Origin of the sequence: Vibrio gigantis (assembly GCF_024347515.1) — a bacterium.
GTDB lineage: Bacteria > Pseudomonadota > Gammaproteobacteria > Enterobacterales > Vibrionaceae > Vibrio > Vibrio gigantis.
The window spans coordinates 39,457-57,330 of the sequence record NZ_AP025494.1 but is presented as its reverse complement, the minus strand read 5'-3'; the positions used below and the strand labels follow the sequence as shown (position 1 = coordinate 57,330).

12 protein-coding genes are annotated in these 17,874 nt (G+C 46.1%); all 12 read right to left on the bottom strand.

Going from position 1 to position 17,874, the window contains the following annotated elements:
* Window positions 1-19: 19 nt before the first annotated feature.
* Complete coding sequence (locus tag OCV56_RS25175; protein WP_086714911.1) at window positions 20-1,909, bottom strand: hypothetical protein; 1,890 nt, start codon at window positions 1,907-1,909, stop codon at window positions 20-22.
* Between the two features lie 15 nt (window positions 1,910-1,924).
* The gene (locus OCV56_RS25170; protein WP_190960469.1) at window positions 1,925-2,557 is read right to left on the bottom strand and encodes a protein kinase domain-containing protein; all 633 of its coding nucleotides are present in this window, start codon (window positions 2,555-2,557) and stop codon (window positions 1,925-1,927) included.
* Window positions 2,558-2,565: 8 nt separating this feature from the next.
* Window positions 2,566-6,018 carry a type VI secretion system membrane subunit TssM gene (gene tssM, locus OCV56_RS25165; RefSeq protein ID WP_086714913.1) on the bottom strand — a complete coding sequence of 1,151 codons (3,453 nt, stop codon included), beginning with the start codon at window positions 6,016-6,018 and terminating at the stop codon, window positions 2,566-2,568.
* A gap of 1 nt (window position 6,019) precedes the next feature.
* On the bottom strand, window positions 6,020-7,162 hold the full coding sequence (icmH, locus tag OCV56_RS25160; protein WP_086714914.1) for a type IVB secretion system protein IcmH/DotU: 1,143 nt from the start codon (window positions 7,160-7,162) through the stop codon (window positions 6,020-6,022).
* A 7-nt stretch (window positions 7,163-7,169) separates the two neighbouring features.
* On the bottom strand, window positions 7,170-8,486 hold the full coding sequence (tssK, locus tag OCV56_RS25155) for a type VI secretion system baseplate subunit TssK (protein ID WP_086714915.1): 1,317 nt from the start codon (window positions 8,484-8,486) through the stop codon (window positions 7,170-7,172).
* A gap of 2 nt (window positions 8,487-8,488) precedes the next feature.
* Window positions 8,489-8,956: a type VI secretion system lipoprotein TssJ gene (gene tssJ / locus OCV56_RS25150; RefSeq protein WP_010446941.1), complete on the bottom strand. Its 468-nt coding sequence runs from the start codon at window positions 8,954-8,956 to the stop codon at window positions 8,489-8,491.
* Window positions 8,956-9,903, bottom strand: a complete 948-nt coding sequence (locus OCV56_RS25145) for a type VI secretion system-associated FHA domain protein (RefSeq protein WP_086714916.1) — start codon at window positions 9,901-9,903, stop codon at window positions 8,956-8,958. The genes tssJ and OCV56_RS25145 overlap by 1 nt, the downstream gene beginning before the upstream one ends.
* A gap of 33 nt (window positions 9,904-9,936) precedes the next feature.
* Window positions 9,937-10,632, bottom strand: coding sequence for a type 2 periplasmic-binding domain-containing protein (locus tag OCV56_RS25140; protein ID WP_086714917.1), 696 nt, complete (start codon window positions 10,630-10,632; stop codon window positions 9,937-9,939).
* A 2-nt stretch (window positions 10,633-10,634) separates the two neighbouring features.
* Window positions 10,635-11,768 carry an ABC transporter substrate binding protein gene (locus OCV56_RS25135; protein ID WP_086714918.1) on the bottom strand — a complete coding sequence of 378 codons (1,134 nt, stop codon included), beginning with the start codon at window positions 11,766-11,768 and terminating at the stop codon, window positions 10,635-10,637.
* Entirely contained in the window at window positions 11,765-13,960 is a 2,196-nt protein-coding gene (locus OCV56_RS25130; protein ID WP_086714919.1) for an MFS transporter, read from the bottom strand. Before OCV56_RS25130 ends, OCV56_RS25135 begins: the two co-directional genes overlap by 4 nt.
* Window positions 13,961-13,969: 9 nt before the next feature.
* On the bottom strand, window positions 13,970-15,124 hold the full coding sequence (locus OCV56_RS25125; RefSeq protein WP_086714920.1) for a D-alanine--D-alanine ligase family protein: 1,155 nt from the start codon (window positions 15,122-15,124) through the stop codon (window positions 13,970-13,972).
* A 143-nt stretch (window positions 15,125-15,267) separates the two neighbouring features.
* On the bottom strand, window positions 15,268-17,874 hold the full coding sequence (gene tssH, locus OCV56_RS25120; RefSeq protein ID WP_086714921.1) for a type VI secretion system ATPase TssH: 2,607 nt from the start codon (window positions 17,872-17,874) through the stop codon (window positions 15,268-15,270).

Below are 17,874 nucleotides of genomic sequence, written 5' to 3'. Positions count from 1 at the left end.
TAGTTGTTTAGCTTAGTTATTAAGGTTTGACGGCTAGTAATCCCATTGTTGGATTCATAACATTCATTCCTGCTAAAGCCAGTCCGCCAGAGAGTGATTTAGTTCCTCTCTTCGAAGCCGCTTTCTTCGCTTGCTTAAGAAGCATGTTTTGCGATTGATTAAAGCGCGCTTGATTATCAATATCGACAGCGGCTTGAGTAATGTCCTCAGGGCTCATATTGATAGCATCATTGACGCCAAGCGTTTCTAGGTACTTATCCATAACATTTCTATCAGGACTAGCGATACGATCATGCATCGTGGTGACTTCATCCTTCGTAGACATGTTGGTAAAAGTTGGAATACGCCAGATCTCTTCCGCTAAGACTCGGTAGTCCGCTTCTATCATGTTCAACGACGACATGATGCTCTCTTCACAACGGCTCACCGCCACCTGGTTAACGTTTCTGTTGTACTTAATGCCCGTTCTGCGTTTAGTCTGCTTCGAACGTAGGTGCTTACCAAACGAATCCCACAGCAACACCTTAAGTAGCATCGGGTTAACCATAGTTCCAAACTCTAAGCCAGTACCTGCCCCCACTGTTGCACTTGCACCCGCTTTAAATGTGAAGTCTCCAGAACCTTTAACAATGGCTTCCAAAGCAGCAGATGCGCCCAAGCCAACTGATGCAGAACCAGTCACACTACCAGACAACATATTCATACCGCGAGCTTTCAGGGTAAAGGTACTTGTTCCACTAGCCTTAGCACCCACAAAGGCACTTGCACCAAGCTTTGTTTTTATAACTTCATTTTCAGTAAACATGTTGGCACTGTTTATTGCACCGGTGAATTGAACTTTTGCTGTCGCACCGACAAACAGTTCCCCCTCGTTCTTTAGTGACATAAAATCAGCCACAGAAAGTTCATGAGAGACCGTTAACTTCATTCCCATTTCGGCAGCGAGCATCGCATCAATTTCTAAATCGATACCCGGTATAACTTGAGTTGTTACTACCGAATCATCAATACTATAAGTAGCATTTCCTGTTAGCTTATTAACCTCAAATTCAGATTTAGTACTTTTCTCTTTGTTTCCACTAAAAAGATCTCGGCTATGCCCAATGCCATCCAATGCGCCTTTATTGATTTTAGCGCTCGCACTAAACTTGCTGCTCTCACGGGCACCAATTTCAGCGGATGCTTTGATTTGGTTTTTCATTTTTCCGAAGTCCCAAGTTTTTTCAAACTCGACTTTTGCTTCGGCAAATAGTGCTTGTGAGGCTTCAAATGTCAGTGAACCGTCTTCAAGGTTTACTTTGCCCTCAACAGAGCGAGTATTTCCTTTTTGGAACAGATCATTGATAGCGGGCCAAAGTTCAGCATTACATTTGGCATGATTAAAGTAGGCATCTCGCAAAGCATTAACTTGCGCATCAAGAATTTCCACCTTGGCTTGGCCAAGCTCACCGGATGCTAAGATACTGCTATGAGAACGCTTCAAAACTTCATGCTTGTTATGCAGCATTTGGAAGAAAGTACGGTTAATCAGTTTCGAACGGACAGATTCCGTTGGTGAGCGGTGTGGTTGAATCACCTTAACGACACTACCAAACTTTTTCGTCACTCGTTCTACAAAAAACTGCCATACTGGATGCTTAGTCACTGCGCTAGCTTCGTAGGCGCTACTGTTGTTTCCCGACTGGCGATACAATTCCGCCTCAACCTCAGAATAGATAACATCTATCGCTTTTTCTAAATAAGGTAAGGCTCTGTTCGAGTGCCTTCTCCCGCATGCGAGAGACAGTTTTTTCAACCATTGCTCAATTTCTATCGCGCATCCTAAGTTAGGGATTAATTTTCCATCCGTCCCTTTGATTGATGACACATCGAAGTCGAGATTGGCCGCAGCAAGCTGTTTTTTATTCATTAGCTTTCCTTCTATCTAAATCTCAAGGCTCAGGGCTTTTCGCCACTGGATAAGCGTTGAGTTTATTGAGTAGTCATGCGCATATGACATGACCTGATCGATGATTTTAATCAGTGAAAACCAGTCGTCCCCCGTTTCGACCAGACCTTCCCCACCCTTTTGATTTGGCGAAGCAAACATAGGCGTTGCTTGCCATTCGGAGAGTGCTTCCCGAGAAGTTCCAGTCCGACAACTGGCACCGAAATCGATCAATCGAATATGTTGTAATTGAGGTACATAAAGCAGGTTAGATGGCTTGATATCGCCATGTACCCACCCCTTGCTATGACAGTGTTTGAGCGCCTGAACCACACTGGGCAAAAGCGAAGCAAATAACGCTAGATCCTTAGGCTCAAACTCAATCAGCGGTATCGCACTTTGATCAAACTCCAGCGTTAGCTGCAATTTGCTCCAGTCGACACCCACTACTTTTTGTATTTGAGCGCCCTGACACTCTTGCAAAGCAACCCACTCTCTTTGCAGGCTCTCTGCAGAATCAAAATGCTTAGTGTAGTGGGTCAAGTCGTTACTGATTTCGTGTACACGGGAGTGCGTCGCCAAAACTTGGCAACGCACTCGTTCCTGCGATTCAATCACTGCTTTCAACATCGACAACCTTAAAGCTGCATAGGCAACGAGAATTGAACAAATAAAGATTTATCCAATGGTTGTTTGGAATCACGCAACGTGTAATCCAATACGATGTTGTTTTGGTTAATTTTGTAGTTGAGCTTACGAATCAAGCGGCTCGATGTAGCACTGCTCTTATTCGCAAAAATAGCGCGCAACAACGCCCACTGACCGGTAAATGATTGTTGTGCGACTCGATTCTGACCGCTGTAGAATTCTGCACTCAAATAGCCATCCACTCCTGCGGTTGGCCAAGTTATCTCGCGCCACACTCTTGGACCATGTTTGTAGTCGTAAATCGTTTCAGCCTCTCGTAGGCGGAATTCCGTCACGTCAGTACTCATTGAGCTCGCTTTTACTTCAAGCCTTAACCCAAGATCATCCCCAGAAGAACCAAAGAAAATGCCACTCAGCTTTTGAACTAATTCAAGTTGCTTACGAGTGTTTGAGTTTATCGGTAACGTTAGGCCGTCAACTTCGTTTAGCTTGAGCCTGCCGTTATCCCAGTAAACAAACGGCTTCAAGGTTTCTTCTATATAGCGAGCCACACGGCCACTTGGTTTAAAGAATTGAGAAAAGTCATCTAAGCTCACTTCTCCACGGCCATGTTGATCAAATGGGAATCGCCCTTCAATGGCGGACACATAAAACTGGTAAACTTGCTCATCCCACTGTGTATTTAGATACACCACGCTGCCATTCACTACTTGTTTCCAAACTTGTTCACTGAGACTCTTCGTCCAAGACGCGACGATGTTCGGAGCCTTGCTGCCAGCTTGACGGAAGTTCACGATAGGGTCACTACTACCTTGCGCATGGGCGATGGCATAAGCATGGAATGATTTACCGGGGTTTGAACTAGACAATGCGGCATCGAAAAACGAGTTAACCTCATCAACTTGAACGGTCAACTGCTCCAGTGGTGTATCCTTGTCTTTACCATTCCCATTCACAAACCGAGAGAAAGGCAAAAATGCTTCATTTACGACGAATGAAGGTTGCAGCCTCAACAGGTTATCGCCAACTGCTCGGTTCACCTTGTCGGCTTTGTTCAACACCTTTTTCGCTTTCTTCAATCCTAGTTGACCGGCTGCACGCTTTTGTCCTTTCGTATCTGGTTGATCTGCGACAGCCAATGTTGTGTTCACCACAACTGCATCCAATACATCAAGTAGTGGACTCGTAGCCGGAGAACGTGTGTTCCTTAGTGCATAGCTGAGTCCTGAAGCATCGCCAAACTGCTTGATTTGAATGTTGTTGACCAAGTCTTTCCAGTAGTAGATGTAATCGGCAAAATACAGACGTTGAACCTGTTTGCTCAGTTCTCTAAGCTCAATGACTGATGCGCCAGACATATCACCTTGAATCGCTTTAAACTCGCTCATCAAGCTTCTAAGCAGAGGCGACTTTGCCGTCAAATCAATTTGGCTATAGCCCTGCTTAGTAAAGATTTCTGGGATCAGATAGCCATGGAAATCATTAGTAAACTCAAACAAGCTATTGAACTTCTCACCGAGCTGGCTTCGGAGATCCACTTGAGTACGGTACTCTGGCATCTCTTTAATACGCGCATAAATCAGTCGCTCTGGTGACAAGCCTTCAAGGTTGTTCGTTGCAACAGCTATCAGGTCTAGGTTCGGTTGTAGCTGCTTGTCGTAATGACTTTTAAACAAGTCTTCGATTAAAAGAGAAAAAGAGTAAAGCTCGTCTGGAGAAAGCTCACCTTGGTCTTTCAAGTTATCAAGCAAGTAAGTTTGTAGTTCCGCAAAGTTCAGTTGCTCTCGGTCAAACAACATCTGGTAGTAACGCAAAATCTCAAAGATTCGGCTTGGGTTACCAAGGTTCACATAAACATACAGCTCGCTGCTGATCAGCTCTTCGAGCTTTGGCAGCATTATCTGGTGCAACTGTTTTTCATAAGCAGAGTAAACGCTCTCGGCCGTATCTGTTTGCTTAATACTGACTTTCTCATGCCACGGTTTAGGTTGAACGCCCTCAGCAACCACGTCGCCGAGTTCTCTTAATACCGCCACAACCTCCGACATCGAATTGTCATTGCTCAGCTTTTGAACATCGTTTTGATAAAAACGAATTTGAGATAGAGCCGTTGTGCGCCAATCTTCATCAACATTCCAGTTTTCTTGTAACTTCAGACCTGCAATAGAAATCAACCCAACTACAGATGCTAGAACAGCGGTTCGAAATACAAGATAACCCGCATGACGCCATTCATTAACACCGACGATATTCTTCTCCGGCAAGATGACCTTATTGAACAAACGTTGCGTAAAGAAACCACGACGATTTGGCTGCTGTTCAACTTGATTATTGGTGTTGAACTCAGCACGTTCGGCCACTACCTGTGTTAGTAGATCGTGCTCAATGCCTTTTTGTCCGGATGACATTAAATAAGCGCCGCGGATCCATACGGCTTCTCGGACACGGTTCTCGCGACCAATGTCGCTCAAAAACTCGTTGACGCGCTCTAGGAAAATTCTTAGCTGATAAGGCCAAGCGATTATAGAGCCCGACTTGTCACTACTGACATTTCTCAGTAACTCAAACTGCTGTCCCGCAATGGATTGAATCAATGCGTGGCTTTCCGCCTCAAATTGCTGTTTGTCATAACGGCGTGAAACATCGCACTCAAAGGTAATACCAAAAGGATTTTCTGAGTCACATGCAGTGAAGCTCTCAAAGAAACCAGTGAAGTCTGCTATCGAGTCAGCTTTAGAGAAAGCGGCATAAACAGGCAAGTTTAAGCTAAGCTCTGCGCCCATCGACAACACAGCCTCCTGATAGATGCCTGAGAGCCTAGTGCGTTCTTTTTTGTCTCCTGTCATTAGGCGATCACACCCAATAACCGTCACAATGCCGTTCAGCCCTTGCCTCGGACGGTATTTAAGTAGTTGCTTCGCCAGTACTTGCCAAAGCGACTCGTCAATACCGTCGTTATCAAATATACGATGACCGACTTCCACAACGACTGCGTTATCGTTGCTCCAAAAGCGTAGGTACTGTTCCGTATCACTTTCATCCAAGTAGCGCTCGTTAACTGGCTCAAAACCATTCTGTAGCAATATGGCACTTTTCGCGTCTTTTTCACCACCTAGAACTAAGTACCAAGGCAGACTGTAAAGACTTTCTAGCTTGTTACGAGCTTGTCCTTGTATCTTTTTCGTTGCGATACGAAACAGCTGCTGGATCACGCGTGTGTCTTGTTTAAGCAGTACGTGTTGATCATGCTCTTCTTTCTCTGTTTGATTAAGCTTGCGCTGTTTCCACCACCAAACACATGTAAAGAAGACAATAACGACGGTGACAGCGAGCATTCCCCACTTTATCCAGACTGGTTGCTCTTCTGATGCCGTTATCCAAAATGCGAGCGTCCCTAAAATGGCAGTAATCACCAAGAAAATAGAAAATATCTTTTTAAACATCTTATTTCAGCGCTCTTTTAATCGTGGCGTTCAAACCAAAGCGAACATTGAGTTCATTTTTCAACTTACGAATGGTGTTTAAGTCGTCACCTGCGTGAAGATAAAGCTCAACACCATGTTCCGTTTCACGAGTAAAAGACTCATAGCCTGCTTGTTTGAGTTCTGTCGATAAACGAAGTGCGTCGCTCGCCCGAGAAAAAACCGCGAGAATGATCTCCCATTGCTGAGTGACCACTTTTCCTTTCATTCCCGTTTCTTCCTCTAGGCTTTCACTCTGTCGCCCCAAGTCCGCATCGGAACTTAAGTACACTAAGTCACTGCTGTTTTTCTTCAGGTTGACGTCTGACATATCGATCGCGCTAAACTGTGCCAACAACGGCTGCACGCGGCTGTTGTACCAATATTCAGTAAAGCCATACCCGGATGCCAGAACCAAACAAGCCAAGCCTAACGTTTTGCCCATACTGATCATTAGCCACGGGCGTTTACCTTCGATTAACGTTGGTGTTTTCGGTACCGGAAAAGGACTTTCACTGCGATAGTGGCGAATGAGGCCGTACGCACGAGCGGTAATATCATGCAATTGGCTCTCGTCTTCATGGCGAAAGCGCCCTTTGAAACCCAAAGCTAAAAGCACATACTGAAGCTCAATAAAATCAACAAGTTTATTCGGCTGCTGGCTGGCCTTATCTAGCAACACAAAAAAGGCCTCTCCGCCATCGCGCTGTGAAAACACCTTGCTCAACAACGAATGATTTTCCCAACGGGCACGCTCTCCCCAAGCGGTGTACAGCACAGCTTCATCAAATGCCGCGCACAACACAAAGCAGCTTTTTTCAATCACGCTTGGGTGGTAATCCAAGTGCAAACCACGCAAACGAAACGCATCAATGGCGTACAAAAGTTTTTGACGAAAACGGTTGATGTCTCTCGGCGCACCTTGACGCTTAATCGTCACTAAAATACCCAACAGCTCCGTTGCCGCATTCATTAAAGGACTACCATAAATGGCAAGATTCTCAATCAATCGCTCAGTACCCGAAGTGTCCGCTTTGGGTGGCAACTGATGCTGCTTTTGAGGTGATTCGGTCGATGTCACTCGTCGAATTTGAACCGTCGGTTCTTCGTTAAATAATCCGCCCATCCGTTACCTACCTGATCACATGAAAATCAACGTGGATATCATCAATTCTTTCATCAATATGAAGAGCGATCGCCTCATCACGTTTGATCAGCGCTTGCCACAATTCAGACTTAGTATCGATTTCGAAGTAAGCGGCGTCATTCAAAGACTTCAGCTCAGAAGGTGCATAAGGAAGATGGCGCAAAGTAACACCTGAAAGTGCATTACGTACTAAACCGGCAATATCACTGTTCCCTGCTAGCTTCGCAGCACGAGGAAACTCTTCACTAAGTCGAGTAGCACCGATAGACGAGGAAACGGCCAACACAAAGCGCCCTTGATTGTATAGGCTGCGATCATCGACCAGTGTGCGTAGCAAGCGACGGCTCACGAACAGCTGTTTGTCCCAGTTCAATGTTGATACGTTGTCTATCTGAACCTCACGCAGTAACACCAATAACTCAGAAAACACGGTCGAGAAAATGCTGTATAACGCATCTTGGTTCCATGCAGGGAAAGACTTTGGCATCTTCCCTTCTAAACCCTGCATCTGCCCCGCCATCGAAACGCACTCTAAATAGAGGTGACGTGTCAGCAACAAGCCATCTAGGCTCCATTGTTCAAGCTTTGGCATCCAAGCACCCAGTACTTGCAGCCACAAGTAGTCACGCATCAACGACTGATAGCTTTTACTGCTGGACTCCGCTTGTAAACGAGTATGAATCGCTCGGGAACGGTATTGTACTTGTGCAAATAGATCAGCAACGTTATCGGTTAGGTAGCTAGATACGGCAAACTGCAAGCATTGGGGAACGAATGCTTGGTTCAACACAACAACACCTTCAGATTTGTGTTCACTGATTTCAGCAACGGATATCAACACAAAATCTTTTAGCTCGTCACCTTCTAAACGCAGCTGAATGTTCAATGTTGCTAGCTCTAACTGAACTGGGTCACTGTGCTCTCGGCTGGTATCGTAAACGGGGTGTTCTTGTGAAGAGTGTCTAAGACGCGCATCTTCTCCAACATCAATAGTGCCCGGTCTTGAAACCGGAAGGGCCAGATACACTTTCTTATGACTGGTATTTTTCGGCACATCGAGCACGAGTGCTTGCTCAATTTCAAATGGCGTTCCATCAGGGAAAATACCTTTAGCACGACGCACCGAAACCTTACCAATGTTCAACATCGAGCGGTCAAGCTCTAGCGAGGTCAATCCATAAGCATTAGGGCTAATTTGTCCGGCGAACTCGCGAGTAAAATGTTCAACATAGCGCTCTTGCTGTTGAAAGTGCTGAGGGGAAAGGAACATCCCCTCACTCCACACGACTTTATTATTATCCATTATTATTCTTCTTCCCCTGACACAGACAGATTAATGCCATCAATTTCAATACTGATAACCGCTGAATTCACAATTAGCGGCTTATAAATCACCTTGTTCTTCGCCTCTCTGTAATCAGCAAAACCCGCAATCACACCGATGTACTTAACGCCACTACCAAGTGGGATAATTTCCTGACGAGTTTCACCCGGCAAAATGCTTGGTAACTGGCGAGAAACGGCCAACTCGGCCTTCAACACGCCTTGGTCATCATTATAAATTTGAATAAAATCAGAGAGTTCAAACGCATTATTATTTGTCAATTGATAGATTCGGAGCTCTACCGGAGAAGGCTTACCTTCAACATTAGGGTTAATATTGGTCGCAGCTTTAATATCAACGACCAGTTTTGGCTCAACCAGCTCATCGCTCCATAAACTGCACCCTGACATCATAAGGGCGATACACATTAGGCATAAACGACGTACCATTACTGATCCCCTTCGAAGTTTTTTTGCATACGCATTGCATCTCTCAAGTACGCTTGAAACTTAATTTGCCAATCGCGATTCTCCACTTGTCGGTTGAAATAGCGTTTGTACATATCCCAGTACTTTGGTTTACGAGACCAAAAGCCGTTGCCCGACAAATCATCAAACATCGACTCCATCGCATTCGGAGAAATGTCAGACAACAACCTTGCCAATGCCATTTCTAATGCTTTGTCCGTGCATTCCTGTATGCGCTGCTCATGCTTCTTAAACTCAGTGATCGCAAACTGAGATTGGTTAAGTGGTGACTCTTCTTGAGCGAAAGAGGGAGATGCCATCACTTCATGGTTTGGAAATGACGCACGAAAATCGCTGTCTTTCAGCGGGTCATCCTCATCCGTCTGAAAATCAAGATTAAAGTGAGTCGCTTGCTCTTGCTTAACTGAGGCATCATTCGCAAATGGGTCATCCCCCACCACATCTGTCGTCGAGATGGTGAACTCTGGCGCTTCATCTACTTCAGGAATACTTTGAATAAAAGGTGTTGATTCAGTACTAAACGGATCATCACCTAGTCGAGAGTTATCAGAGTGATGCGGCTGGGTTTGCGCTTTCGCTGATTCAGGGAAGAAACAAGAAACCAGCAATCGGTAGCGGCCAATATCAAGAACATCACCATCACTTAATGTCGATTGGTTACCATTGCCCAAAGGCGCATCGGAGCCGTTGATGTAAAGGCCATTAGTGCTGTTGTCCATGATTTGGTATCCACGCGAGGTCTTACGAATCATCGCATGGGTACTTGAAATCTCACGACTTGCGTCATTAAGTTGTAGCGTCGCGCCAAACGCACGCCCGATATCTCCACCATCTTCTGGAAATGCTTGATTCCATTGGGCGATGCTTTCACCATCTGGAGAGCTAATAATTCTAATCGATAGAGGCATTTGACTGACCTTCAATAAATTCAATATTTAGAGTTAACGACACTGAGAAACCGCCTCGTTAAACTCATTAAGAAAGTTGGGGTATTTCTTAGTAAATGCTTTGGAGAAATACACCCACAATGGATTCGATTTGACCCGTGTTCGAGAAATCGCTCGATAACTGATACCCATTTTTTTTATCGTCTCGTCAATGACAGCGTCATTGCCCAATACCGCTCCGACTTCCCCGTTCAGCATTAACTCAATTAGGGCTTTTGGCGTTCTTGGCTTTTTACTCACGCGGTAACCGTTTTTCTGTAGCCAAAACCATTTATTTGAGCCAAATAGTGCCGCGACTTCGACCTGAGATTTGAACATTGCGTTGTCTAACTCTGTTGAATCAGAGAGCGAGAACCAACTCCAATTCTGTTGATCAAGTGGCACAGAATAATCGGCATACTCATCACGCTTGCTGTTACGAGACGCAAGGAAGAAACCATGTTGTGATCCAACCTCCGTCATGAGCTGGGCTCTATCCCACTTAGTCATCGTGAGCTGATACGGCTGGTCTATCACTCTCATGACACACTTCACTCGTTCTATCCCCGGCCCTTTCATTTGCCCGTTTTCTTGGTACTGATAAGGAAACCATTCTTGGGTTGCGAGTAGTAATCGCTCAGGGCGCTGATAGGCCAAAGCAGATTGGCTCAGCACGGTCAACATAACGACAATGAAAACGACACGTATCATGGTTAATGGCTCTCCATGCTCATACCAGCAGAACGCACTAGCTTGCCATCTTGCGAATAGATATCGCTGGCCATTTCAATCAATACAAACGGAAGCTGCGTATCAACACGGCCTGCTTGTTTAAAGCTAATCGAGATGTCTGGTGGCGACAGCACTCCCACAGGCAGAGAGGCAGGAGCGGCGCCCTTTTTAAGTACTTCAATGCCGTAAAGTGCCGCTTGGTGGGCATTGTTCTCAAACCCTACGCCAACAGACATCAGCGCACTTTGTTGCGTGCCATTAACAGCATCAGGCACTGCGGTTAACAGAGGAAGCTGCTCTGAATACAGGTTGACCTCATCAAGTCGGTTAAGAAGACTTGAGCTACCCGTTAGCCAAAGCAAAGATTGACGTAAATTGCCATCGTTAACCTTCATCGATTCAACGGTGGTTTGCATCACGTGTTGAAGAGCAAGCTCAGGATTATTCTCGTCAACTTCGATAGGAAAGACTGTCAATCCTTGCTTCTCAGCCTCTTTTTGAAGTGGCAAAAACTGTGTGAGATAAGCACTGGTGTTCGACTTGGCGTACAGCACACCAATTTGAGTCAGACTTGGTTTAAAGCGACGTAAAAAGCTCAGCGTAATATCAGCGGGCAAATTCAAGGAGGTATAAGCAAAGTTGTTGCCGCTTGAGTGATAGTTATCCGTCAGGCCCAGTAACACCGGATCTTTTGCGTTTACCGATACAACCGGCAGCTTACCTCCAGCGTAAACCTTATGCAGTAAGACGGTCGCATGAGATCCAACCGTGTAGATCATATTCGCCTTTATATCGGCAGCTTTCGTCCAAGCGACCAGTTCCTCTTGGCTTTTAGGTAAAAGGAAAGCGCGAAATGAAACGTTAGGCATTTCTCTGCGAAACACTTTTAAGATGGTCGACAACGCAACATCATACGAGTCCGCTTTTCTAGAAACTAAAACCCAAACCATCGGATGTTCACCACGCGGGGCGAACAACACATCGCTGTCATTGGCATTGATTTCCCACTGTACCGCCTTCTCTGCTTGCAAGTGTTCGCCCAACCACTCAGGCCAATCAGCCAAACTCACCGATGAGGATGTAGCCAGTACCAAAAGTAAAATCAATCGAATCATGCTTTCGCCTCCTTTTGTGCTCCACGGTCAAACAACCACATCAACAAGCCAGCTAAGGTGAAGAATGCCGAAAGCGCAAAAAATGCGTAGTCCGTTCCGAGGTGAGCAAGCAAAGCACCGACAACGACCGAACCCAACACATGACCTAGCCTTTCCAAAAAGCGATAAGTAGAAGCAACTGAGTTGGCATTCGTACTTTGAGTCGTGGTCACCACGTGAGTCACAACAGGGGCATTAATAAAGCCGTGTGAAACGCCCATTACTAGCATTGCGAACGTTGCGACGAGGACAAGATAGGTTATATCTTCAAGTAAGAAGGCAGCAGAAAGAATGGCCAAAGCAACAGCGCCAACGATGCTTCCTAAGCAAAGCGCCCATTTTGCAGAGCCAATACGGTCAATCATTGGCGAGACCTTGCCACTAATGAAAAGCACAGAGAATGCATAAGCCATCAGCACCTGACCGATACTCTCGCGCTCAACGCCTACATCAGAAAGAAGGATTGGCACAGCAAAGAATACAACACCAGTTAGCATCATTTTGGTTGGGATACCAACAAGCAACATGGTGCGTATGAATGACGGTACACGCATCAAAGCAGCGGAATCTTTTAACATCATCGTCAGGTTCTCTTTGAGTGAACCTTGAGCATTCCCCTGAGGAATCATAGACGGCAGCGACAACGCGAACAAATACATCAGGCTACCAACTAAAGCCGACAACATGAAAATACCTTGCACGCCTACCGTATCAGCCAACAGGGCACCGATTGCCGCACCAGAGATGAATCCAGCATTGAAGCAAAATACAATGATACCTGCGGCTTGTGTCTTGTTAGATTGATTACTGCAACGCAGAATATAACCTTGAACGGCAATAAAGATCGTCGCTTGCCCAACGCCAGAGGTGAATCGAGCAATAAGCACCATCGCTAACTGGGACTCGTACGCTAGCAACAGACAGCCAGCCGCAGATAACAGAATACCCACGCCAAGTACTTTGCGAATATCAAACACTTCAACTAGACGCGAAACAGGCAATAGCGTTGCAGCAAAGCCGACAAAGTAAAGTGTAAAGAAGTAAGACGACCAACTTTCACCCGCGCCATTCTCTACCGCGATTTGCGTTAAGTACTGAGGTAAAACCGGCGCCATTAACGATTCCATCAGCACCGTAACCAAAAGCAACGGCTTAACCTGTGCCAGTACGATATCGTTTTTTGGCTGTTGCTCTGAGTGGCTCAGCAAGCGAATAAAAGCAAAGCAAATGAACGCACAGCCAGCAAATAGAATGGCAAAGTTCTTTAGTGTACGAACCAACTGCGCAAACAGTACTTTAGGGAAAAAAGCGACCGTCACCTCGTTCCCTTTCGCATCGCTGACCAGAAATTCGGCCATCTCATCGACTGACATACTGTTCTGCGCTTTACTTTTGGCGATCAACTCAGATCCCTGAGCAACAGAAATGGAAGAGACTTCTGGGTTTGACTGACGAAAACTGTCTAGCATCTCATCGATGCCACTCACTTGACGATAGCTGATCCCTGCATTCAGTACTGGGGCCAAACGTTGAGTAACAATGTTCGCCATGGAATCCGCCTTGTGCTCCAAGCCGGATTTGTACAATGCACCGACCATCAACAGCACGCTCGCCGACATGGCTAAGAACACCCCACCAAATGCAGTGAAGTAAATCTTGGGGTTTTGGCTACGCAACACAAAGAAGATAAACGCAGCGGTCAGTAAAACCACCAGCAGCACCATCGGCTGGAAGTGCCTATCGATGCTCCTTTCGATTTCTTCATCACTCAGCCAAATCTCCAAAGCACCAACTTGAGCGAATTTATTGTTCAAAGGGATGGTGACTAAGCTGCCAACAAAGTTGTCATCGGTGTAGCGATATAGCTCTTGCTGCCCAGAAATCACTCGGATATCAACCACAGAAGAATCCGCTTTCGCGATTGGCGATAGTACTTTCTCAAGACCAGCAAAGTCCTGAAGCGGCACACCGGAACTGAGAACTTGTTCTATACCGATTCGGGCGGCTTCGGTTTGGGCTAAAATCGCATCACGGCTCTGTTGTTGATAGCTTTTCAATGCTTGTGCATACCCAACAACAAAGATCAGCATTAGTGATAACAGAACCAGTAATGCTCCGAGCAACAAGCGGCTATATTGCTTAAAAGAGTTCAAAGTTCACTCCTAACACACGCTTAGAGCGTCGAATTGCTCATTGAGGCAATGCGCAACCGACATTGGTCGTTTTTGCTTGAGGAAAGATAATCGGTTAAACACCAACGACTGAACTAGATCTGTGTAATCCATACCTTCACGAGCCAGATCATGGCAAACCAAACTTACCTTCTCTCCCTCCGGACGTTTTAAATCCGGTTTTGGATTGGTTTCCAGCACATACAGGTTGCCTTCTTTGTCCATGCGTAAGTCCACTCTCACTAAGGTTTGAAGGCCAAGCTGGCGATAAATCTTCTGACCGATCAGTGCTAACTGATTGCGTAGCCCCTCTTCATTAACAGCAACCAAACGGTCTTGAGTGATCGGCTTTACATCCATGGAAGTAAAAATAGGCTCGTCAGCATCCAGTACACGTTCAGTAATTGAGAAAGCCATCGGCATTTCAGACTGCGTCAGTTTGCCTTCTTTAAAGACGTACTCTCCCGCAACAGCAACAACAAACTCTCGGCCACCAAGGAAAGGTTCAATCATTACTGTATTCCCCGTCGCTTGACGTACATGCTCTACAACACCCGCGAGATCATTACGATTAAAAACAGGATAAACATGGATTGAAGCACGGCCAGACACTGGCTTAACAATGAAGCCGTCTTTGAACTGCGCTTCAATTTGATCGATCGCATCTTGCTTTGCTACATCTTCAAAATGCTCATCAATACCAATGGTGATAAATGGTGCAGTCGGCAGTCCCGCGGCTTTAATTTCATGCTTAAACAGGTGCTTGTTATCCAAGATCCCTGCTGTCATTGGCGAGTGTCCTACATAAGGCACGCCCAGCATTTCCAATGTAGAAGGCAAATGACACATGGAGTCAAAACCTTGTAAACCACCACTGTTCGTGATCACCAAGTCAATACCTTTATCTTTCAGACACTGCGCTAAGTTGATGTCTTCAGCTAACACCTCAACGAACTGGAAATTAGATTCACGCAGTGCATTAGCAATATCGTGTGCAACAGGTGCATACGTTTTAGTTGAGCGAGGGCTCAAGTTTTCAAAGATAAAGCTGCCGTCCTGCTCTTTATCCCCACCGTGAATCACTGCGATTTTTAAGTTCTTGCGAATCCATTCCAATTGTTGCGTAGAAAAGACTGAATGCGTCATCTGTTAGTACTCATAATGTTGTGCTGCTAAAAGGTCGCGTTAAACACGGCCTGCAACAAAAAGCGTTAATAAAATTACGTTATTGTTTTAGTTGGGTTGATATACAACCCATTGTTTTTTTTGGGGTCTATCGCCTCTTAATGCTATTGAATCTGAATCTTAAATTTGCCTTCTTCAACGTGAATAGTGACCGCTTCTACTGGCTTGTTCTCGCTCATACGTACAATGCACTGATTTGCTAAATCCGGCATAAGTTGACGATTGATCAGTTGCTCAACGGCACGAGCGCCTGTTTCAGGTGAATCGTTCATATTGACCAGCAGATCAATCACATCAGGGTGAAATTCAAAACTTGCGTTGTAGTGGGATTGAACGCGCTTACGAATGCGGTTCAGAGACAAGGTTGCAATTTGCGCCATTTCTTCATCGTTCAAAGGGAAATAAGGCACGATGGTCGCACGGCCAAGAAATGCGGGTTTAAAGTGTTTTTGCAGCTCAGGGAAAATAGACTGAGTCAGCGTCGGAACATCCGGTCGACCATTTTCACACGCATTAACAACAGCACTGTCGGCCGCGTTTGATGTCATGATGATGATCGTATTACGAAAATCGATGTGTCGACCTTCACTGTCCGAGATCGAGCCTTTATCAAAGATTTGATAGAAGATGTCGTGCACACCAGGGTGAGCTTTTTCCATTTCATCCAGCAGCAGTACAGAATATGGGTTCTTACGTACCGCTTCTGTTAAGACACCGCCTTTACCGTAGCCAACATAACCCGCAGGAGAGCCTAAAAGCATCGACACTTTGTGCTCTTCTTTAAATTCCGTCATGTTGATGGTGGTGATATTTCGCTCGCCACCGTATAGCAAGTCGGTAAGCGCCAATGCAGTTTCGGTTTTACCCACACCACTTGGACCACACATCAGGAATACCCCAACAGGTTTGCGTGGGTCGGTTAAACCTGCACGCGACAAGCGAATTGCTTGTGAAAGCTCTGCTATCGGCGTTGTCTGACCAATCACTCGCTCACCGATACGAGTCTCTAGGTGCATCAACTTCTCAACTTCTTGGCTAAGCATGTTGCCCACTGGAATACCCGTCCATAGCGCCACCACTTCAGCGATGGTTTGCTCTGTTACCTGTGGCAGGACTAATGGCTGCTCACCCTGGATCTCACGCAGGGCTGCCATTTTGTCTGCTAACATGCTTTTCGCTTCATGCGATATCACCGAGCCATTTTCTTTTAGCTCAGCGTCTAAGCCAGACTGCAACTCAATGATCTCTTCCACCAAGAGGCGCTCTGAGTTCCAAGAGCGTTCAAGTGACTGATGCTCTTGTTCTAAAGCCGCCAATCGCTGTTTTGCTTCTTCCAAGCGTACGCTTTCAATCGACCACAATGCCGACTCATGATGTAACGTTTCGATCTCGTTGTTGGTGTAGCGGATTTTTTCTGCAATGGCTTCCAACTGTCGAGGTGCCGCACTTTGGCTCAATCCAATGCGTGAACATGCCGTATCCAACAGACCAATTGCTTTATCAGGTAACTTACGCTCAGGAAGGTAACGAATAGAGAGAGCGACTGCGGCATCAATGGCTTCTTGCATGACTTTAACGCCATGGTGCTTTTCAAGGCTGCGCTTCACGCCGCGAAGCATGTGAATAGCGTCTTCTTCATTAGGTTCATTAACCGCAACAACTTGAAAGCGACGAGTCAACGCGGCATCCGATTCAAAGTACTGTTTGTATTCCGCCCATGTGGTCGCCGCCAGTGAACGAAACTCGCCACGCGCGAGCGCTGGTTTCAGAATATTCGCAGCATCATTCTGGCCCGCTGTGCCACCCGCCCCAATCAGCGTATGTGCTTCATCGATAAACATGATGATCGGCGTCGTTGACTGCTTGATCTCATTGATCACATCTTTAAGGCGGTTTTCAAACTCACCTTTGATGCTCGCGCCTGCTTGCAAAAGGGACAAATCAAGGCTGCGCAGCTCAACGTTCGCAAGTGCAGATGGGACATTGCCATTCACGATTTCTTGGGCAAGACCTTCAACAATGGCCGTTTTACCTACACCTGGGTCACCGACGAGGATCGGGCTGTTTTGACGGCGGCGGCACAAAATATCAATGGATTTACGAATTTCATCTCCACGCCCTGTAATAGGATCCAACTCGCCATTACGCGCTGCCTCTGTCAGGTTTTGCGAGAATTTGTCCAAAGCTGGCGTCGCTGAGTCACCACCGGTTGGGACCATGCTCTCGGTAGACGATGAGACTTCACTGGGTCCGCTGATCACCATCGACTGACTGCGTAACCATTCAGAAGACAAGACTGACACCCACGAGCTCAACACGCCGTTGTAAGCGCTTTGGTCCAGACGCTGCTTCAGCACCATAAGCAGATGAAATTCATTCACCACCGATTGCTGATTGTTTAATGAAGCAAGCATCCATGCATCTTTAAGTAACTCAACCAACTCAGGGGACAAAGAAGGTGAAGAGTCATTACCACGAGCCAAATGCATCAGACGGTCATTACAACGCTCCAACATCGACTCTTTGGCCATTGATGCTTGCTGCAAAGCGGCTTCCCAGCCTTTGGACTGTTGTAACAACTGAACAAACCAATGCTCAGCTTCTATCGCAAAGTGTCCTTTACTTACACAATCTCCAGCAGCCGTTTCCAGAGCACTTTTTAGTAACGGAGTAAGCCTTTTGACCAAGCTTTGTAGTTCAATATTTATCAT